The organism is Amycolatopsis sp. MtRt-6 (genome assembly GCF_017308975.1).
Classification (GTDB): Bacteria; Actinomycetota; Actinomycetes; order Mycobacteriales; family Pseudonocardiaceae; genus Amycolatopsis.
Map to the genome: position 1 here is coordinate 1 of NZ_JADWPD010000041.1, position 20,009 is coordinate 20,009.

A 20,009-nucleotide genomic window follows, 5' to 3' on the forward strand; every position below is an offset into this window, starting at 1 on the left:
GGACCGGGCGGACCGGGCGGGCCGAGCCGGGCGGGCCGGGCGGGCGGGCGGACCGGGCGGGCCGAGCCGGGCGGGCCGGGCGGGCGGGCCGGATCGGCTGGGGCGCGCAGGCCGGGGGTTACCGAACCTCACCGGCGTAAAAGCCCACCGGCATCGTGAGGTCCGCGCTCGACGCGCCGCACTCCAGCATCCACAACGCCGCCGCCGGGCCGAGCTCGCGGCCCAATGCTCCGAGGGCGGCCGGGTCCGGGGCCACCGCCCGGGCCTGCTCCACCCCCTGCGCGAACGCCTCCGGGTCCCAGCCGGCCGAGTCGTCGCCCCGGGAGCCCCGGGAGCCCAGGGAGCCCAGGGAACCCAGCGAGCCCAGCGAGCGGGCGCCACCCGCCAGCGACGGGGTCGGGAGCGCCTCGGGGACCCCCAGCAGGCCGTGGGTGCGCTCGCCCGTCAGCACGCCCATCCAGCGCGAACTCTCCGGAGTGGGCCGGGGTCCGGTCCAGCGGGGCCGGCCGTCCATGTCCGGCAGCTTCGCCGGCGCGCCGGACACCGCCCAGTGGCCCGCCCACTCGACCGCCAGGCCCGGCGCGCTGCGGGTCGCCGGGTTGTGGAACCGGGCCATGTCCCAGCGGTTGCCCACCGCCACCGCCGCCAGGTCGCGGTGCGGCCACACCCGCGCCTCCCACCAGAACCCCCACGGGAACGCCGCCGTGTGCCCCCACCACCAGTCCTCGCCCAGGTCCGGGTCGGCGAGCTCGAACGTCAGGCCGGAAAACGAACGCGAACGCGGGCGCGGCACCCGCGGCGTCACCATCGCCGCGAGTGAATCCGGTGTGACCAGGCCGTGATCACCGCGGGCGGTGCGCAGCAGGGACTGCAGCAGCCGCCCGAAATCCGTGACACTCGTGTGCATCCCGACGCCCGGGTACGCCGCCGTGCGCAGGGGTGGGCTGGGGACGCACCAGTCGCCGAACGCCATGTACCCGGTCGCGCCGCCGGTGCCGTCGTCGATGCTTGTCGCCGTCATCCCGGCCGGGGTGAACACTTCCCGGTGGACGCGGGCGCCGTACGGTTCGCCCGTCAGGTGCTCGACCACGCCGCCCAGCACGCCGATCCCGAAGCTCGAGTACGAGTACGGCCCCGGTGCCGTCACCAGCGGCCGCGCTCCGCCGTACTCCACCGCGCGGCCGATCTCGTGCCGGCGCCGGACGTAGTCCAGGATCGGCTCGGCCGGGGCCGCGGGCGCCGTGGCGGTGACGATGTCGCTGGAGTAGCCGCCCTGGTGGGCGGCCAGCATGGCGGTGGTGACCGGTGCCGCTCCCGGACCGCGCAGGCCCGCGGGCAGCACCTCGTCGACCGGCGTGTCCAAACCGGCCAGGCCCGCCTCGACCAGCTGCAGGAACGCCAGCCCCGTGACGGGTTTGGTGAGCGAACCCGCCGGCGCGGGTGTCCCGGCGGTCATCGGCGTGCCCGCGGCCAGGTCCGCGAACCCGGTCTCGGCCGTCCGCAGCTCGTCGCTGGTCGCCACCGCGACGGCCACCCCGGGGGTCCCGGTCACCGCGGCCAGCCGGGGCAGGACGGTGCCGAGCGCCGCCATCACGTCGTCGAGCATTCTTCTCCTCGCTTGCGTCCACAAAGGACCTGTTCAGCCCTCGGTGGTGTTGTAGTTGACGATCCGCTCGACCATGAGGGCGACCGCGCCCGCCAGCGGGCTGTCCGCCTCCCGGACCACCACGTCCGGCAGCCGGTGCGCCTCCTCCTCGGCGACCGCCACGACGCCCCAAAGCGCGTTGAACCCCGCCGGGTCCGCCGGCTTCTCCGCGGCCGCCTTGACCACGACGTCATCGGCGCTGTCGCTGCTGCCGACCACGGTGAGCGCGCCCATCTGCCGCAGTGTCCCGGGATCGGACTCCTCGGCCGCCACCACCGCCCAGCCCGCCACCTCGGTCGACGCCAGGGCGGCACGCAGGCTGCCGGCGCTGCCCGCGCCGCTGACAACGATGTCAGGAAGCACGAGTGCCACCGGTCCCCGCGTCATCGGCAGGGCGCAGCGAATTGCCCCGTCGAGGCCTGGTCCGGCCGTTTCGTCCTGGTAGACGAAGACCAGCTGGACCGTCCCGGCGTAGCGCGCCAGGTACTTCACCGTGTCCAGCTTGTGCGTCCCGAACACGACGACCACGCGCACGGCGAGCCCGCTGCGCGCCAGGTCGACGACGGCCTCCAGGCTGCGGTCCAGGACGGTGACGCCGGGCGCCAGGCAATGCAGCTCCTTCGCGTACGGCGCTCCGAAGCGCGTTCCGAAACCGGCACAGGGCAGGATGATCGAAACATCGGGGATGGCTACGGACGAAACAGGCATCGAATGGCCCTCAAGTTCTGTTGACGGTCAGGAGCCCTTGTCCGCCTTGACAATAGCCGGTTCCGCGCGAGCGGGGAAAGCGCTCCCCTGGCACCCTGGACCGCGGCCACATCGCCGAGGAGAGAGCGAAGAGGACACCCGATGCGAGTACTGCTGTCCACGTACGGAACGCGGGGCGACGTCGAACCGCTGGTGGCACTCGCGCGGGAACTGCGCGCGCTCGGCGCGCGGACGCGGATGTGCACCCCGCCGGACGCCGAGTTCGCGGACCGGCTGGCCGGGCTGGACATCGAGCCGGTGCCGGCCGGGCCGCCGGTGCGGGCGCTGATGCGCGCGACGGCGCCCCCGACGGCGGCCGAGCTGTCCCGGTACCGCACCGAACTGCTCGAGACGCAGTTCGACGTCCTCCCCGCGGCGGTCGCCGGCTGTGACGTGCTGGTGGCCGCCGGCTTGGCGCAGGTCGCCGCGCGGTCGGTCGCCGAAGCCGCGGGTATCCCCTACGTGTACGTGACCTATGCGGCCGTCAACCTGCCGTCGCCGCACCACGCGCCGCCGCCGCGGCCGGGCTGGCCGGCGCCGGACGGGGCCGCCAACACGACGTTGTGGGAACGGGACGCCCACCTGGTGAACGCGCAGTACCGCGAGCCGCTCAACGGCCACCGGGCCGCGCTCGGCCTGCCGCCGGTCGACAACGTGCGCGACCACGTCCACTCCGATCGGCCGTGGCTGGCGGCGGATCCGGTCCTCGGGCCGTGGCCTCGGCTCCCGGGCGGCCTTTCAGTGGTCCAGACAGGTGCGTGGACCCAGGTGGACGAGCGTCCACTGCCCGCCGAACTGGTGGCGTTCCTGGAAGCGGGCCCGCCGCCGGTGTACGTGGGCTTCGGCAGCATCAGCCCGGCACCGGACATCGCCCGCTGGTCGGTCGAAGCGGCCCGCGCCCGGGGGCACCGGGTGCTCGTCTCCCGCGGCTGGGCGGACCTCGACCTGGTCGACGGCCGGGACGACTGCCTCGCCATCGGCGACGTCAACCACCAGCGCCTGTTCGGCAGGCTGGCCGCGGTGGTCCACCACGGCGGCGCGGGCACGACGCAGACGGCCGCCCGCGCCGGGGTGCCGCAGGTGGTGGTCCCGATCCCGTTGGCGGACAACCCGTACTGGGCCGGTCAGGTGGCGGCCCGCAGGATCGGGGCGGCCCTCGACGGCCCGACGGCGACCGCCGCGTCGTTGCGCGCCGCGTTCGAAACGGCGCTGGCGCCCGAAACCCGGGCCCGGGCGCAGGCATTGGGGGCCGAGATCCGCACCGATGGAGCAACCGTGGCGGCGCGCCGGTTGCTCGAAGTGACCGCCTGAGCTTTTCTCACCCGGAGGATGGGCGTCCGTCCGTGCCGATGCACGCCCATCCGCAGGGCCATCCGAACGGCACAACCGTTGAGCCACAACAACCTTCGTTCATCCGTCAGGTGACGGATGTCTGTGGTGCGCGTACCGCGAAACATTGCTCTACGGAGCCCGCCGCTCCGGCCTCGACGCCGAGGAGGAGCGATGTCCCGTGCTACCACCACCCTCTCCACGGTCGTGATCTTCGTTCTCGCCCTGAACCTGCGGCCCGCCGTGACCAGCCTGGGTGCCGCGCTGCCCGACATCTCGGTCGCCGGTGACATCGTCGGCGCGGTGCTCGTCGCGTTGCCCCTGTGGGCGATCGGCCTCGGTGGCTGGGCGACGCCGTGGCTGTGCGCCCGGATGGGCACGCACCGGACGGTCACCGTGGCACTCGTCGGGCTGGTGCTGTCGCTGACCGGACGCGTGCTCGGCGGTTCGTCGCAGCTGCTGGCCGGGACGGCGCTGGCGTGCCTGTCGATCGCCGTGCTCGGCACCATGCTGCCGCTGCTGGCCAACGGTTCCGCGGCCTTCACGTTCGGGCTCGGGGCGGGCAGCACGGCCGGCGCGCTGTTCACGCCCACGGCGGTGATGTCGTCCTCGTGGCGGATCGCCCTGGGGGTGTGGGCGGTCGCGGCGCTGCTGGCCCAGCAGGTGTGGCAACGCACGCCGGGCGAGTTCCCGGCACCGCAGGCCGCGTCCGGGGCGGTCCCGGCCTCGGCGTTGACCATCCACTTCGGACTGATATCGACGGTGACGTTCCTGGTCATGGGCTGGCTGCCGGGCATCCTGCGCGACGCGGGCGTCCCCCCGACGACGGCGGGCGTGTGCCTCGCGCTGTCGATGGCGATGGGCCTGCCGATGATGCTGCTGGTCCCGGGCTGGACCCGCCGCTGGCGCAACCAGACACTGCTGGTCATCGCGTTGGCCACCCCCAACGTCATCGGCGTGACCGGCCTGCTCGTGGCACCGGCGGCCGCGCCCTGGCTGTGGGCGATCGCCACCGGCACGGGCATGGGCTCGCTCGCGTTCGCCCTGACGACGATTTCGCTGCGCAGCAGGGAGAGCTCGCTGTCGCTGTCGGCGGTGGTCCAGGGCGCGGGCTACCTCATCGCCGGCTTCGGCGTCCTGGCGTGCGGCTGGCTGCACACGGCGTCCGGCTCCTGGCAGGCACCGCTGCTGCTGGTGCTGGTGATCCTGCTCGGCCAGATCGTCAGCGGGCACACGGCGGTTTCGCGGCGCACGCCGGCGCCGGTGGCGAACCCGCTCGCGGTGCGCCCCCAGGGCGAGGCGCCGGAGGTCGGGGTCTGAACCACCGGCGGCTCAGCCGGACGCCGACTGGTGCCGAGCCGCTTCGCGGGCGATGTCGATGCGGGAATGCACGCCCAGCTTCGTCAAGATGTGCGACACGTGCGTGCCGACCGTGCGCGGGGACAGGTACAACCGGCCCGCGATCTGCGGGTTCGACAGCCCTTCGACCACCAGCGCGGCGATCCGCCCCTCGGTCGGGGTCAGGCTGTCCCAGCCGTGCCGCGCCTGGCGGTGCTTCACCTTCGGGCCGCGGCGGATGCCGAACGCGCGGAACAACGCGCGCAGGCGGGCCACGTCCCAGTGCGCGTCCAGCTCCGCGTAGAGGTCGATCGCGTGGGTGAAGGCGGCCCGCGCCGAACCGCGGTCGTCCACCCTGGCTTCGGCGAAGGTGATGGCTGCCGCCTCCAGCGCCTTGGCGCGGGACAGCGGGCGGGCCGCGTCGCGGTAGCCGTCGGCCGCGCGCAGCAACATCGTGGCGTCGCGCTCGAGCAGGCCGCGGCAGTACAGGGCCAGTGCCCGGCGGTGCGGGATCGCGGACTCGGCCGCGATCGTGCGGACCCGGGCTTCGATCGCCGCCACCGTGCGCATGTCGCCGATCGTCGCGGCCAGGCGGGCGGTGTCGCCCAGCAGCTCCTCTCCCGCGTCCTCGCCCGCCGGCACCGCCGTCAGCACCGCCAACGCCCGCTCCGGCGCGTCGGCGTGCTCGAACGCGAGGCTGCACGCCCGCACCAGGCACTCCACGAACTGGTCGCCGATGCGTTCGGAGTACAGCGCCGCGATGTCGAGGTGACGGCGGGCCGCCGCGGTCTCGCCGCGGTGGAAGTGGATGATCGCCGCGACACCGTGGTCGCCGCAGACCACGGCCGGGTCCTTGCGGTCGTCCGGGACGACGTCCACCTCGGCCAGCGCGTCGTCCCACCGGCCGGCTCCCAGCAGCAGCTGCCCGACCGCGCTCTGGGCCTGGCTCAGCCGCGCGACGCTGCCGGTGCGCTCGGCCAGCTCCCGCGCCTGCCCGGCCGCGGCGAGCGCGTCGGTGTAGCGGTCGAGCGCGCCGAACGTGACCGACTGGTTGATGCGCAGCTGCAGGGTGAGGTCGGTCAGCGCCGGGTCGCCCCGGACGACGGCCATCGCGCGCTCGAACAGCGGCAGCGCGCCGGCCCACTCGCCCCGCACCATCGCGACGAAGCTCAGCACGTGCAGGGCCCACCCGGTCGCCCAGCGGTCTTCGACCGGGCCGAGCTCCGCCAGCGCCGCGGTGGCGAACCGGTCGGCGGCGTCGATCTCCCCGAGGTAGCGGTGCGTCCGCGCGATGAGCACCAGCAGCCGCGCCCGGTGCCGGGCCTGCAGCCCCGGCTGGGTCAAGGCGTTGTTCAGCTCGGGCAGGAAGTCCGCGGAGCAGCCGGTCAGCCCCCGGCACTGCACGACCGTCGTGTACAGGTCCACGCGCACGTCCGGGTCGCGCACGCGATCCAAGGCACGCAAGGCGATCCGCTCGGCCTGGGCGACGTTGCCCACGCCGTAGTAGGCGTCGGCCAGCCGGCAGGCCAGCGTGCCGGTCACGGTGTCGTCGAGCGGCGCGTCCCGCACCGCCCGCCGCAGGAGCGCGACGGCGGCCACCGGGGCCTGGCCGATCAGCGGCGTGGCCACGTCGAGCAGCCACCGCACGGCCCAGGGCGGCACCGGCACCCGGCTGTCCGTTGTGGACACCATGGGCAGCAGCTGCCGCGCCACCCGCTCGACCGGGGCGCTCGCCTCGGCCAGCGCCCACGCGGCGGCCTGGTGCCAGGCGATCCGGACCGCCGTCGGCATCTCGTCGTACAACGCCGTGCGGATCAACGGGTGCCGGAACGCCAGGTCGTCGCCGGCCGCCACCAGCACCCCGGCGGCGCGGGCCTCGTCGAGGGCGGGCAGCAGGTCGGCGAGCGGGGAGTTCGTCACCGTCACCAGGTCGGCGACCGAGAACCCGACGCCCAGCAGCGCCGCCGCCCGCAGCACGCCCCGCGCCGCCTCCGTCAGGAAGCCGAGCCGGTCCGCGATCGCCTCCGGCAGGGAGTCCGGCGTGGCCGCGCCGGTCACCTCCACCACGCCCGCGGTGTCGACGGCCAGGCACGAGCTGCGGGCCAGCGCGTCGACCAGTTCGGTGAGGTACAACGGGTTCCCGGCGGCGTCGTCGGCCAGCCGCGCCAGTTCGGCGCCCGGCTTGCCGCCGGCCAGCGCGGCCACCAGCTCGAGCACCGCCGGTTCCGCCAGCCGCCCCAGGCGCAGCCGCTCGGCCGGGCCGACGATCCGGAAGAGCGAGCGCAGGTCGTCGCGGCGCGGCACCGGCCGCAGCACGCCGATCAGGAGCAGCGGGAGCTGCCGGACCGAGCGGGCGAGCCGGCTCCACACCGCGACCGTCGTGCGGTCGGCCCACTGCAGCTCGTCGACGACCAGCACGGCCGGCCCGTCCTGGCAGAGCTCGTCCACCAGCGTGATCAGCTGCTCGGCCGCCGCGGCGGCGAGGTCGGCGCCCTTGCCCGCGACGGCGCTGCCGCCCAGCAGCTCGGAAATGGCGTCCCGCCGGGGATCCCGCGTGACCTGCGTGATCTGCAGGGCGTCCAGGAGGGGCAGCAGCGGCAGCGCCTGCCCGAGCTCGTCGCCCGCGCCCCAGAACACCTGGCAGCCCGCGTCGGCGGCCGCGGCGCAGGCGGCGCGGACCAGCGCTGACTTGCCGATCCCCGGCTCGCCGTCGACCAGCACGGCGCGGCCGCGACCGGCGGCGACATCACGGATCCAGGCGACCAGCCGGGACAGCTCGCCGTCCCGGCCGACCAGCAACTCAGTACCGTCCGTGAGCGGTCGCACACCGAGATTTTAAGAGGAAAACCTGTTCCCCAACAAGAGGTGCACTCAGTCAACCCGGAACGCCGGTCGGTAGCCGGGTGTTCGCGGCAATGAAACACACTTCCGGGAAATGAGCCAATTTGTGATGCCGACGTGATTGCATCGCCCGGCGTTGACGGATAACCGATCACCCACCCACTGCCGGCGCAATGCCGCGACCCGGACAAATGCGGGCCGACAGCGTTTTCCGCGATCGAATCCGTCCACCGCCGAGGACATCGACCCCCGCTTCCGGCGCCGCGACGCCGTCCCGGCCACGACTACGCTCCGTTGCCGACACGGTCGTTCGACGATTTCGACAGCGATCGCGGGTCGCCTGCGCAGGCAGGCAACTCCCCGGATACAGGCGGCCGGAGCGCGATTTCGACAACTCGGGCCCGCCGGGTTCGGCACCGTGGGATATCGCCGAAAATCCGTTGTTTCCGCCTTGCCCGGCACACTCCGGCCACGTTTTCCGCACTCCCCCGCGAAGCCGCCGGATGCGGCACCGAGCGGATCTTTGGGCAACACAAGATCGTCGATCAAGTATTCGTGCCGCCATTGTGGTGAATTCCGCGACCGGGCACACATCACGCATTGTCAAGGACCGCCGGGGGAACCTACAGTGGCCCGCCTGACGCCGGGGAGTGAATCACGCACCTTCCTTGGAGCCGGTACATCAACTGTCATCTCCTTCGAGGAGCAGACCTTGTTTGGAATCGTCAGGAGCGGTGGCCGGTTTCGTGCCGCGCTCGCCGTCATCGCCGCTGCCGCCGTCGCCACCGCAACCGGTTGCGGCGCACTGGGCTCGGGTACTTCGAACGCCGCGGCAAGCGGCGGGCTGGAGAAATCGGCGCTCAAGGTGTCGATCCTGCCCACCACGGACCTCGCGCCGTTCTGGCTGGCCCAGGACAGCGGCTACTTCGAAGCCGAGGGCCTCACCGTCGAATCCGTCATCGCGGCCAGCGGCCAGGCCTCGTTGACGAAGTCGATCTCGGGCGACGTCGACATCGCCTTCTCGACCTATCCCCCGTTCTTCACCGCGCGGGGCACCGGCGCCGCCGACATGCAGCTGGTCGCCGACGCGACGTCGGTCAACGCGAAGTCGAACGCGATCGTCACGGTGCCGAATTCGCCGGTGAAGAACGTCACCGACCTGGCGGGCAAGAAGATCGCCATCACGGCCAAGAACACCGCGTCGGATCTGCTCACCCGTTCGGTGATGCAGGACCACAACGTCGATTTCGGCAAGGTGAACTGGGTGCTGATCCAGTTGCCGAACATCGCCGCGGCCCTGCAGCAGGGCCAGGCCGACGCCGCGTACCTGCCGGAGCCGTACATCACGCAGGCCGCCCAGACGGCGGGCGCGATCCCCGTGGTCGACATCAACACCGGTGCCACGCAGGACTTCCCGCTGACCGGCTACGGCGCGACGAGGAAGTGGGTGCAGGCCAACCCGAAGAGCCTGGCGGCGTTCCAGCGTGCGATGCAGAAGGCCACCCACGACACCTTGATCGACCGCGCCAAGGTCGAGCCGCTGCTGGTGCGGTTCGCCAAGATCGACGAGGACACGGCGAAGCTGCTCACCTTGCCGGGCTACGGCTCGATCCTGGACGCGCGGCGCCTGCAGCGGGTCCCCGACCTGCTGCTACAGCTCGGCGCCATCCCGTCCCCGATCGACGTGAACTCGATGATCAGCCCGCAGGCCGGGAAGTGAGCGCGGCTGGGCCGACCGGGTGACATCCGCGGCCGGGCCCCAACCGGCCGGGGACGTCCGGAGTGGAGCGTGCGCACATTCGCCGGACGTCCCCAGGAGGAACCGTGCCGAACCACCGTCTGCCCACCCTGGCCGCAGCGGCGCTGCTGGCCGCCATCGGCAGCGTCGCCGTGGCCCCGGCCGCGGCGGCGCACGACGCCTACGCCGACGTCGTCAACTGCAGCTACCAGGGCGCGATCCGCTGCGGCTACGGCGGCGTGACCAACGGCCACACCCGCGTCTACGCGTGCGACACCTTCGGCGACGGCTACGGTTTCCGCACGGAGTGGCGCACCCGCAGCGGTGGTGGCGGCGGCGTGGACGACGCCAACGGGAGCAGTTCCGGGTGCAGCGCGAAGATCCCCGGCACCGCGGCGAACCCGGTGACCATCTTCCGCGTCTGCCAGAAGACGCCCAACTGGCAGTGCTCGACCTGGCGGAACGCCTGAGTCGTCAAGCAGGCGCTCACTCGGCGGTCTCGAGCACGGAGTTCTCGCGGACGGCGGGCACGGACAGCGTCTTGTAACCGTGCTCGTCGAACACGATGGTGATCTTGGCGTCGTCCGCGGACATCACGACCCCGTGGCCCCATTCCGCGTGCCGCACCGCGCCGTTGACCGGGAACTCGCTCGTGCCGGACGGCTGCTCCTCGGCGGTGCCGGCGGCGCAGGTGTCGCAGTTGCCGCAGGGCCGCGAGAGCTGCTCCCCGAAGTAGCCGAGCAGGTTCTGCCGGCGGCACGCGGTGGTTTCGGCGTAGCCGCGCATCATCTCGATGCGCGACCGGATCAGCCGCTGGTGCGTTTCGGCGATCTCGATCGCCCGCTCGACGGCCGTTTCGGGAGCGAGCTTGGGGTCGAGGTATTCCAGACGGCCGTCCCCGGTGACGCCGACGGCTCCCGTCTGCTCCAGCAGGTTGACCGCCCGCGTGCGCTGGGCGGCCGAGACGTCGAGTTCCTTGCCGAGCTCGGCCGGTTTCCGGGGTGCGCCGGCGAGGGTGGCGGCCACCGCCGCCAGCGCGCGCTCGGGCGCCTTGGCCGCGGTGAGGAACTTCTGCAGGCCGAGATCCTGCGGCCGGTAGTACAGCGTGATCTCGGCGGGCTCGCCGTCCCGGCCGGCGCGGCCGATCTGCTGGTAGTACGTGTCGAGCGAGTCCGGCGCCGAGGCGTGCAGGACGAACCGCAGGTCCGCCTTGTCGATCCCCATGCCGAACGCCGAGGTGGCCACCACCACGTCGAGGTCGCCGCCGGAGAACCGTTCGTGGACGCGTTCGCGGTCGGCCGCCTTCATCCCGGCGTGGTAGGCCGCCGCGCGGACGCCGGCCGCGGCCAGTTCCCCGGCATACGTTTCGGCGTCCTTGCGGCTGGTCACGTACACCAGTCCCGGCCGGGTGGCGGGATCCGAGGTCAGCGCCTGCGTCCGCGTCAGCACCGCCTGCCGCTTGTCGGCGTCGGTGGTCAGCGGATCCACGCCGAGGCGCAGTTCGGGGCGGTCGAAGCTGGCCAGCACCTCCCGGTGGTCGCGCAGGCCCAGCCGGTGCCCGATGTCGGTGCGCACCGGCAGCGCCGCGGTCGCCGTCAGCGCGATCACCCGCGGGTGCCCGAGCCGTTCGATCACCGGCGCCAGCCGCAGGTAGTCCGGCCGGAAGTCGTGGCCCCACGCCGAAACGCAGTGGGCCTCGTCCACCACGAACAGCGAAACGCCGAGTTCCGCGACGGCGTCGAGGACCGCGTCGGACGCCAGCTGTTCCGGGGACAGGAACAGGTACTCGGCCTTGCCCGAACGCAGCGCCGCCCACGCCTGCTCGCGTTCGGCGGCGCGCTGCGTGGAGTTCAGGGCGACGGCGGCCGGCGCCCGGCTGTCCCCGATGCCCTCGATCTGGTCGTTCTGCAGGGCGATCAGCGGCGACACGACCAGCGTCGGCCCGTCGAGCACCAGCGCCGGAACCTGGTAGATCGCCGACTTGCCGGCCCCGGTCGGCAGCACGGCGAGCACGTCGTGGCCGGCCACCACCTGCTCCATCGCTTCGAGCTGTTCCGCGGACAGCTCCGGCCAGCCGAACTTCTCCGCCGCGATCCGCCGGAGCTCGGCGCGTCTTCCCTGGGGTGCCATCCGCCCGAGATACCCACGACGGCCTCGCGGAAACGACGGTCACCCGGCCCGGGTGCGGGGACGCGACGCACGTCACGCCCGCCGGTGTCGTCACCGGGGAACACCTCGTCGCGCCGGGCGTTGTAACGGGTGTCGGTACGGCGGAGTCCCCCGGGCCTCACCCCTTCCGCCTTCCCGGACCACCGGTTCACCCCGGAGCCGGGTCGCGCCATTCGCCGAGAGGCGACCCCCGTACCGGCCTCAAGCCACCGCTTCCGCTCGCAGGTCTCCCCCACCCTTCGCCGAGCGGAAGCGGTTCTCCTTTTCTCAGCTTTCTCAACCGACCGGGAACTTCACCCCGGTGAGGTCTTCCGAAACCGCCCAGAGCCGGCGCTGGACGGCTGCGTCGTAGGACTGCGGGCTGGACGTGACCACCTGCGGGCGGCCGCGGTAGCCACCCGGACCGGCCGGACCGTAGTACTGCCCGCCGATGGCGGCGGGGTCGGTCGCCGCGCGCAGGGTCGGGAGGGCGCCGCGCTCCGAGCTCTGGGTGAAGAGCGGGGCCACCGCCGAGAAGAGCGCGCGCAGCACCGCCGGGGAGTTGCGCATCAGCTCGGTGCGGGCCACGCCCGGGTGAGCGGCGATCGACGCCGTCGTGCCGTGCGGGGCGAGGCGGCGTTGCAGCTCGTAGGCGAACATCAGGTTGGCGAGCTTGGCCTGCCCGTAGGCCGCGACGCGGTCGTACGAGTTCTCCCACTGCAGGTCGTCGAAGTGGATTCCCGCGCGGATGCGGTGGGCGATGCTGGCGACCGTCACCACCCGGGAGCCCTCGACCGGCAGCAGCTGGTCCAGCAGCAGGCCGGTCAGCGCGAAGTGCCCGAGGTGGTTGGTGCCGAACTGCAGCTCGAACCCCTCGCGCGTGGTCTGCTTCGGCGGGTACATGACGCCGGCGTTGTTGATCAGCAGGTCGATCTTCGGCAGCGCGGCACGCAGGTCGGCCGCGGCGGCCCGGACGGACTCCAGCGACGCCAGGTCCAGCTCCTGCACGGTGACGTCGGCGGCCGCGCCGAGCCGCGCCGCCGCCTGCTTGCCCTTCTCGACGTCGCGGACGGCGAGCACCACCGTCGCACCACGCTCGGCCAGCACCTTCGCGGTGTCGAAGCCGAGGCCGGTGTTGGCGCCGGTGATCACCGCGACGCGGCCGCGCTGGCTCGGGACGTCGCGCTCGGTCCAGTTCTCGCTCATGGCAGTCCTCCTGGGTCACGGCCCGTTCGGACCGCCGGTCTGTTATGCCTCCGACGCTAAGGAACCGTCGGTCTGTTGTCAAGAGACTGCCGGTCTTCAATTCCGCGGCCCGGGCGTTACGCTGGTCTCATGACGTTCCAGCGGGCGCGCAGCGCGGAGCAGCGGGAGGAGCGGCGCCGCACGATCCTCGACACGGCGCTGAAGATGCTCGGCGAGATGCCGGTGGCCGAGGTGAGCCTGAACGAGCTCAGCCGCCGGGTCGGCCTGGCCAAGTCGAACGTCCTGCGCTACTTCGAATCCCGCGAAGCCGTGCTGCTCGAACTGCTGGACAGCGCGCTGCACGACTGGCTGGCCGAGGCGGCGGGCGAAGTGGCCGAGGGCGTCGACCCGGGCCGCCCGGCGCGGGAGCGGGCCGAGGCGTTCGCGGCGGTGGTTTCCCGCTCGCTGGCCCGCCGCACGGTGTTGTGCGACCTCATCGGCGCGCAGGCGGGTGTCCTGGAGCACAACGTGTCCACCGACGTCGTGGTGCGCTTCAAGCGGTCCGCGCTGGGCAGCCTGGACACGATGGCCGGGCTGCTGCGCCGCGCCGTCCCCGAGATCGGCGAAGCGGCGGCGTCGGTGTGCCTGCTGGGCATGATCCTGGCCGGTGGCCTGTGGACCCACTGCCGCCCGTCCCCCAGCGCCCGCGCGGCGTACGAGGCCGACCCGGCGCTGGCCGCGCTGCACCTCGACCTGGCGCCGGCCTTGACGCAGGGGCTGACGCTGTTGATCACGGGGGCCATGGCCGGCAACGGCTGAGCGTCACATCCGGTCCGCGAGGTCGCGCGCAACCTCCACGGCGATCTCCCGGGTCCGGATCGCGAGCGGCGATTCGGTGCGCCCGGCCGGCCAGTGCAGGGACAGCTCGCGGGCCGGCGACGGCGTCAGCGGGTGGATGCTCAACTGCTCGTCGGACCAGGCGTCGAGGCCGTGCAGCGCCAGCCACGGCAGTACCGCCCAGCCGATGCCCGCCCGCACCATCGACAGGATCGTTTCGTGGCCCGTCGTGCGGAAGACGAACACCGGCCGCGCGCCCGCGCGGGCGAACGCGCGCTCCAGCCATCGCTGGTGGTACGTCGGCGGCCAGGCCACCATCGGCACGTCGTCGAGCCGCTTCACGCGGACCGGGCCCGCCGGCAGCGCGCCCGGGCGCGCCACCAGGAGGTACGGCTCGTCGAGCAGCTTGACGTGCTCGACGTCGCCCGCCACCGGCCCGTCGTGGAACAGCAGGTCGCGCTCGCCCATCCGCGCGTCGTCCGGTGTCACGTCCGACAGCCTGATGTCGCAGCCGGGGTGCTCGGCCAGCAGCCGGCGGATCACGGACGGCAGGATCAGGTTCGACACGCTCTGAAAGGTGCCGATGTCGATCCGGCCGTGGCCCGCGCGGAAGCGGTCGACGGCGTCGGTCAGCGTCTCCGCCTTCGCCAGCAGCTCGCGGCCGTGGGTCAGGACCACTTCGCCGAGCGGGGTGATCCGGACCGGTTTCGGCCCGCCCGGCCGGTCGAAAACCGGGCCGCCCACGGCTTTCTCCAGCGCGGCGATCTGCTGGCTCACCGACGACTGCGTGTAGCCGAGCCGGGTGGCCGCGTGCCCGAACGTGCCTTCCTCGGCAATGGCGGCCATGGTCCGCAGGTGACGCAGCTCGAAGTCGCCCATAGCGCCTTAACATAGCCGATGGCGATCGATTCAATCGGAAATCATCGCTTTTCGCGATGCTCTCGCGAACCTAGCGTGGTTCCCATGACGACCACGACACTCGAACCGGCGGCCCGGCCGCGGCTGCCCCACCTCGTCTGGGCCCTGGCGGCCACGCACTTCGTCGGCCGCGCCGGCGGGGTGGTGCGGTCGTTCCTCGTGCTGTACCTGACGCAGGCGCAGCACCTCTCCCCCGCCACCGCGGGCTCGGTCGTCGCGGCCATCGGCCTGGGCGACATCGGCTCCCAGCTGCTCGGCGGCTGGCTCGGCGACCGGATCGGCCGGCGCCGCACGATGCTGGCCGGCTTCGTGGGCGGCGCCGCGGCGCTCACCGCGCTGGGCTCGGCGGATTCGCTGCCCGGCATCTGGGTGGCCGCCGTCGCGGCCGGGCTGACGCTCGAGCTGTTCCGCCCGGCCGGGTCGGCCGCGGTGGCCGATCTGCCGCCGCAGCAACGGGTCCGCGCGTTCGGCGTGCTCTACTGGGCGGCCAACCTCGGCTTCTCGGTCGCCACGGTCATGGCCGGCGTCCTGGCCAAGTACGGCTACGGGCTCCTGTTCTGGATCAACGTGCTGGCCTCGCTCGCCGCGGCGCTGATCGTCTGGCGCCGGGTACCGGAAACCCGCCCGGCGGAGCCGGTGCGGACGCGGCAGGCGCTGCTGCCCGTCGTGCTGCGCGACCGGCTGATGCTCGCGATGCTGGGGCTGCACGTCGGCTACTTCACGGTGTTCCTGCAGACCTTCACGACGTTGCCGCTGCTGATGACGGCCGCCGGCCTCGGTCCCGGGACGTACGGCGCGGTGCTGGCGCTGAACGGGATCGCGGTCGTGGCCCTCCAGCCGTGGGCGGTCCGGCTGCTGGCCGGCCGCAACGGCGCCGCGGTGTCGGCCGTGTCGATGCTGCTGGTCGGGCTCGGCGCCGCGCTCGGCGCCGTGAGCCACAGCGCCGCCGGCTTCGCCGCGTCGGTCCTGGTCTGGACCCTCGGCCAGATCGGCATCGCCGTCCGCTTCGGCGACACCTTCGCCGCCCTGGCGCCGGCCGAGCTGCGCGGCGGGTACCTCGGCCTCGCCTCGACGAGCTGGAGCATCGGCGCGGTGCTCGGCCCGCTGGCCGGCACCGCACTGCTGGAAGCGGCCGGCGCGACCGTCCTCGGCACGGCGTGCGCGATCGGCGGGATCGCCCTGTTCGCCGCCCAGCGCGCACTCGCCCCCGCCCTGCGCCGACGCCACTGACCCCCGCACCCCCACCGAAAGGCAGTCCCATGAGCACGTACGTCCTGATCCACGGCGGCGGAGACGTCGGCTGGTCCTGGCACCTGGTCGCCGCCGAGCTGCGGGACCGCGGACACGAGGTGATCGCCCCCGACCTGCCCGGCGACGACGACTCGGCCACGCTCACCGACTACGCCGACGCCGTGGTCGACGCCGTCGGCGAGCGGACCGACGTGGTCGTCGTCGGGCACTCCTTCGGCGGCTTCACCGCGCCGCTGGTCGCCGAACGGCTCCAGGCCGGGCTGCTCGTCATGGTGGCCGCCATGATCCCCGCCCCCGGCGAAGCACCCGGCGACTGGAACCGGAACACCGGGTGCGACGAGGCCGTGCGGGCCCAGGCGGCGCGCGACGGCGGCCGCACCGGGCACGCGGACCCGCACGTCGGCTTCTACCACGACGTCCCGCGTGCCCTCGCGGACGAAGCGCTCAGCAAGGAGCGGGCCCACCCGTCCCCCGCCGCGATGCGGGAGCCCTGGCCCCTGTCCGCGTGGCCGGCCGTGCCCACCCGGTTCGTGCTGTGCCGCGAGGACCGCTGCTTCCCGCCGGACTTCTTCCGCCGGCTGGCGGCCGAACGGCTCGGCGTCGTCCCGGACGAAATCACCGCCGGGCACTGCGTCGCGCTCAGCCGCCCGGCCGAACTGGCCGCGCTCCTGGAGAGCTACCGGTGAGCTGCCGATTGGCTCAGAACCCCGGGAACACGCGCCGCAGCTCGTCGAGCGTGACATCGCCCTCGACCGTGACGCCGCGGTCGTACGGCGGCTTGAGGCGGCCGCTGACCAACCGGACGAACGCTTCCGCCGGGCCGTCGAACGTCGCCGAGGGCGCCTCGAGGTGGCCGGCCACGGTGACCGCGTCGTCGATCACCAGCCCCGCCCCGGGCACCGCGAGGGACACCGGCTTCGCCAGCTCGGCCGGCTTCCCGAGGAAGCCGAGCATGAACCCCACGGGGCCGGTCAGGAGGTCGACGAGCACCGCGGCCGAGCCGGCGTCCACCCGAGCGTCCGGGTCGAAGGCCACGCGCACGTCCCACGAGTGGTTGGCCACCTCGCTGAGCCGCATGCCCAGCGCGGTCACCAGCGGCACCGGCTCCGGCAGGAAGCCGAGGTCGACGGTCAGCGACGAGCGCTGCTCGGGCGTGAGCGCCTCGACCATGGCCAGCCAGCGGGCGTTGTGCTCCCGGAAGCCCTCGGCCTGCGCCCGCGGCGCGGACGCGTCCCAGCGGGCCCAGATCGTCTTGTTGTCTTCGGCCGCCACGGTTTCCCCGGCAGCCCGCGCGAGGGGCGCGCGGCCGATCTCCGCGCCGCTGCCGAGGTGGGACAGGACCTGGGCGACGGTCCAGTCCGCGGCACCGCTGGGTGCGGCCAGTTGCTCGTCGGTGAGGGTGCGGACGAGGCCGTCGAGCGTGTCGTGCTCGGCGCGGAGAGCGGCGACAGTGCGGTCCAAGAGTGAGGTCATGCCACCCTCAACTCCCGGCGGCACGCGGGTGTTCCGGTGGACCCCGCGGCCGTCGCCGTGCTAGAACTAGAACGTGTTCCACTTCTGGCCATCGGGAGGCGTGCGATGATCGTCCCGACGGTGACCGAGCTCCTGCTGGCCCGCGCCGGGGACGACCGCCCCGGCCTGCTGTTCGAGGACGAGACGTACTCGTGGGCCGAGCACGTCCGGGCTTCGGCGTGCCAGGCGGCCGCCCTCCGCAACGCGTTGCACCCGGACCGACCGCCCCACGTCGGCGTCCTGGCCGACAACGTCCCGGCGTTCTCCGTTCTCCTGGGCGCCTGCGCGTTCGCCGGGGCGGTGCTGGCCGGGCTCAACCCCACCCGGCGCGGGGCCGCGCTCGCGCGCGACATCCGGCTCGCCGACTGCCAGTTCGTCTTCGCCGAGGAGAAGTACCGGCCGCTGCTGGCCGGGTTGGACCTCGGCGGGATCGCCGTGCGGGACCTCGACGCGCCACCCGCTTCGGCCGACCCGATCGAGCCCGTCCCGGCGGCGGCCGACGACCTGCTCATGCTCATCTTCACCTCCGGCACCAGCGGCGACCCGAAGGCCGTGCGCTGCACCCACGGCAAGATCGCGTTCCCCGGCGCGATGCTCGCCGAGCGGTTCCGGCTGTCCACATCGGACACCGTGTACGTTTCGATGCCGCTGTTCCACTCCAACGCCGTCATGGCCGGCTGGGCGGTCGGGCTCGCGGCCGGCGCGGGCATCGCGCTGCGCCGCCGGTTCTCCGCGTCCGGGTTCCTCCCCGACGTGCGGAAGTTCGGCGCGACGTACGCCAACTACGTGGGCAAGCCACTGTCCTATGTGGTCGCCACGCCGGCACGTCCGGACGACGCGGAAAACCCCCTGCGGCTCGTCTACGGGAACGAAGGAGCGGCCGCGGACCTGGCCGTGTTCGAAGAACGGTTCGGCTGTAAGGTCGTCGACGCGTTCGGCTCCACCGAGGGCGGCGTGGGGTTCGCCCGCACCGACGACACCCCGCCCGGCTCGCTCGGCAGGCCGGCCGAAGACGTCGCCATCCTGCACCCGCACACCGGCCGGCCGTGCCCGCCGGCCGAGTTCGACTCGGGCGGCCGCCTGACCAACGCCGAGGAAGCTGTCGGCGAACTCGTCAACACCGCCGGCGCCGGCTGGTTCGCCGGGTACTACCAGGACCCCGAAGCCGACGCGGACCGCCTGCGCGACGGCCGGTTCCACACCGGCGACCTGGCGTACGCCGACGCCGCCGGGTTCTGCTACTTCGCCGGCAGGCTGGGCGACTGGCTGCGCGTCGACGGCGAAAACCTCGGCACCGCCCCGATCGAGCGCATCCTGCTGCGGCACCCGGCGATCACCGACGCCGCGGTCTACGCGGTGCCCGACCCGGTGACCGGGGACCAGGTGATGGCCGCCGTCGTCACCGACGGCCTGGACCCCGCCGGGTTCGGCCGGTTCCTCGCCGCCCAGCCCGATCTCGGGCCCAAGCAGGTGCCCCGGTACGTGCGCACGGTCCGGGAGCTCCCGCGGACGTCGACGTTCAAGGTCCTCAAGCGCCGGCTTTCCGCCGAGGGCCTGAACTGTCCCGACGTCGTGTGGGAGCGCACGGGGCAGGACATCGCCTACACGCCGAGCAACGCCCGGCGCAACGGCTCGCGCCAGGTGGCCGACTCCGGGTCGAACGCGCCGAAGTCGGTGCCGAACTCCCAGTAGGCCCAGCTCAGACCGAGCCGCTCGGCTTCGGTTCGGACGAACGCCGTCCACCGTGCCCGGGACACCATGTCGGCCGCCGAGAAAGCCCCGAACTCGCCGATGAAGATCGGCAGCCGCCGGTCCCGGCCCCACGCCGCCACCTTGGCCAGGTCGGCCCGGACGGCGTCCTCGTCGGCTGGGCTGCCCCAGGTGCGACCGAGCCACCGTTCGGCCCCCGCGACCCAGCCGGCGTTCTGGTGGGTGAACTCGAACGGGGCGTAGTAGTGGACCGTGGCGACCAGGTGGTCGTCGTCGGGGACGGCGAGGGCGGGCAGCGCGGCCGGGCTGTTCATCTCGGCGGACCCGATGATCACCGTGCGCTCGGGGCAGGCCTCGCGGACGACGGCGAGCGCCTCCGCCAGGACGGCGTTCCAGCGGTCCGCCGTCAGCTCACCGCGTGGCTCGTTGAGCAGCTCGAAGCAGAGCCGGTTGTCGTGTCCGGCGTAGTGGGCCGCGATCTGCCGCCAGAGCGCGAGAAAGCGGGGCCGGTGCTCGTCCGGGGCGGCGCAGATCCCGTCGTAGTGGTGGACGTTCAGCACGACCCGCAGGCCGTGGTCGAGTGCCGCGGCCACACCCGCGTCGACGCGCCGGAAGAACGCCGGATCGATGGTGTACGGCGGGGTGGCCGCCGCGTGCGCCGACCACCGGGCCGGCAGCCGGACGGTGGCGAAGCCGGCCGCGGCCACCTCGTCGAAGTACCGGTGTTCGAGCGGCAGCCGCGGGCCGCCGTCCAGCGCGTCGAGCGCGTTGCCGAAGTTGATGCCCCGCCCCAGGTTCACCGGCCCCACT

General features: G+C 73.3%; 16 protein-coding genes. 8 read left to right on the forward strand and 8 right to left on the reverse strand.

Features of this window, described 5'->3' with window-relative positions; all coding sequences use genetic code 11:
• Positions 1–118 precede the first annotated feature (118 nt).
• Together I4Q55_RS43335 and I4Q55_RS43340 are read right to left on the reverse strand one after the other, a co-directional pair.
• The gene (locus I4Q55_RS43335; RefSeq protein ID WP_206796510.1) at positions 119–1,606 is read right to left on the reverse strand and encodes a serine hydrolase; all 1,488 of its coding nucleotides are present in this window, start codon (positions 1,604–1,606) and stop codon (positions 119–121) included.
• A gap of 33 nt (positions 1,607–1,639) precedes the next feature.
• Positions 1,640–2,353, reverse strand: coding sequence for a hypothetical protein (locus I4Q55_RS43340; RefSeq protein WP_206796512.1), 714 nt, complete (start codon positions 2,351–2,353; stop codon positions 1,640–1,642).
• 141 nt (positions 2,354–2,494) lie between these two features.
• Between I4Q55_RS43340 and I4Q55_RS43345 the strand changes: the two genes are divergently transcribed.
• Both I4Q55_RS43345 and I4Q55_RS43350 read left to right on the forward strand, forming a co-directional pair.
• Positions 2,495–3,703, forward strand: coding sequence for a glycosyltransferase (locus I4Q55_RS43345; protein ID WP_206796514.1), 1,209 nt, complete (start codon positions 2,495–2,497; stop codon positions 3,701–3,703).
• 192 nt (positions 3,704–3,895) lie between these two features.
• Positions 3,896–5,041 carry an MFS transporter gene (locus I4Q55_RS43350; protein ID WP_206796516.1) on the forward strand — a complete coding sequence of 382 codons (1,146 nt, stop codon included), beginning with the start codon at positions 3,896–3,898 and terminating at the stop codon, positions 5,039–5,041.
• A gap of 12 nt (positions 5,042–5,053) precedes the next feature.
• On the opposite strand, the gene I4Q55_RS43355 is transcribed toward I4Q55_RS43350, so the two are convergent.
• Positions 5,054–7,885 carry a LuxR family transcriptional regulator gene (locus I4Q55_RS43355; RefSeq protein ID WP_206796517.1) on the reverse strand — a complete coding sequence of 944 codons (2,832 nt, stop codon included), beginning with the start codon at positions 7,883–7,885 and terminating at the stop codon, positions 5,054–5,056.
• Between the two features lie 727 nt (positions 7,886–8,612).
• Here I4Q55_RS43355 and I4Q55_RS43360 point away from each other — a divergent pair.
• Positions 8,613–9,620 carry an ABC transporter substrate-binding protein gene (locus I4Q55_RS43360; RefSeq protein WP_206796518.1) on the forward strand — a complete coding sequence of 336 codons (1,008 nt, stop codon included), beginning with the start codon at positions 8,613–8,615 and terminating at the stop codon, positions 9,618–9,620.
• A gap of 104 nt (positions 9,621–9,724) precedes the next feature.
• Complete coding sequence (locus tag I4Q55_RS43365) at positions 9,725–10,108, forward strand: hypothetical protein (protein ID WP_206796519.1); 384 nt, start codon at positions 9,725–9,727, stop codon at positions 10,106–10,108.
• Positions 10,109–10,124: 16 nt separating this feature from the next.
• Here I4Q55_RS43365 and I4Q55_RS43370 read toward each other — a convergent pair whose 3' ends face one another.
• Positions 10,125–11,768, reverse strand: coding sequence for an ATP-dependent DNA helicase RecQ (locus I4Q55_RS43370; RefSeq protein WP_206796520.1), 1,644 nt, complete (start codon positions 11,766–11,768; stop codon positions 10,125–10,127).
• A 315-nt stretch (positions 11,769–12,083) separates the two neighbouring features.
• Positions 12,084–12,992, reverse strand: coding sequence for an SDR family NAD(P)-dependent oxidoreductase (locus I4Q55_RS43375; RefSeq protein WP_206796521.1), 909 nt, complete (start codon positions 12,990–12,992; stop codon positions 12,084–12,086).
• 129 nt (positions 12,993–13,121) lie between these two features.
• On the opposite strand from I4Q55_RS43375, the gene I4Q55_RS43380 reads away from it, so the two are divergent.
• Positions 13,122–13,790 carry a TetR/AcrR family transcriptional regulator gene (locus tag I4Q55_RS43380; RefSeq protein WP_206796522.1) on the forward strand — a complete coding sequence of 223 codons (669 nt, stop codon included), beginning with the start codon at positions 13,122–13,124 and terminating at the stop codon, positions 13,788–13,790.
• 3 nt (positions 13,791–13,793) lie between these two features.
• Here the strand turns inward: I4Q55_RS43380 and I4Q55_RS43385 are convergent, their stop codons facing one another.
• Positions 13,794–14,687, reverse strand: coding sequence for a LysR family transcriptional regulator (locus I4Q55_RS43385; protein ID WP_206796523.1), 894 nt, complete (start codon positions 14,685–14,687; stop codon positions 13,794–13,796).
• An 84-nt stretch (positions 14,688–14,771) separates the two neighbouring features.
• On the opposite strand from I4Q55_RS43385, the gene I4Q55_RS43390 reads away from it, so the two are divergent.
• A complete protein-coding gene (locus tag I4Q55_RS43390) occupies positions 14,772–15,956 on the forward strand; it encodes an MFS transporter (RefSeq protein ID WP_206796524.1) in 1,185 nt (394 codons plus the stop codon).
• A gap of 29 nt (positions 15,957–15,985) precedes the next feature.
• A complete protein-coding gene (locus I4Q55_RS43395; RefSeq protein WP_206796526.1) occupies positions 15,986–16,663 on the forward strand; it encodes an alpha/beta fold hydrolase in 678 nt (225 codons plus the stop codon).
• A gap of 13 nt (positions 16,664–16,676) precedes the next feature.
• Here the strand turns inward: I4Q55_RS43395 and I4Q55_RS43400 are convergent, their stop codons facing one another.
• Positions 16,677–17,450, reverse strand: coding sequence for a maleylpyruvate isomerase family mycothiol-dependent enzyme (locus I4Q55_RS43400; RefSeq protein WP_206796527.1), 774 nt, complete (start codon positions 17,448–17,450; stop codon positions 16,677–16,679).
• 105 nt (positions 17,451–17,555) lie between these two features.
• Here I4Q55_RS43400 and I4Q55_RS43405 point away from each other — a divergent pair, with 105 nt between their 5' ends.
• On the forward strand, positions 17,556–19,181 hold the full coding sequence (locus I4Q55_RS43405; protein WP_206796529.1) for a long-chain-fatty-acid--CoA ligase: 1,626 nt from the start codon (positions 17,556–17,558) through the stop codon (positions 19,179–19,181).
• On the opposite strand, the gene I4Q55_RS43410 is transcribed toward I4Q55_RS43405, so the two are convergent.
• Entirely contained in the window at positions 19,091–19,999 is a 909-nt protein-coding gene (locus tag I4Q55_RS43410) for a glycoside hydrolase family 5 protein (RefSeq protein ID WP_206796531.1), read from the reverse strand. The two genes, I4Q55_RS43405 and I4Q55_RS43410, sit on opposite strands and share 91 nt — an antisense overlap.
• Between the last annotated feature and the right edge of the window lie 10 nt (positions 20,000–20,009).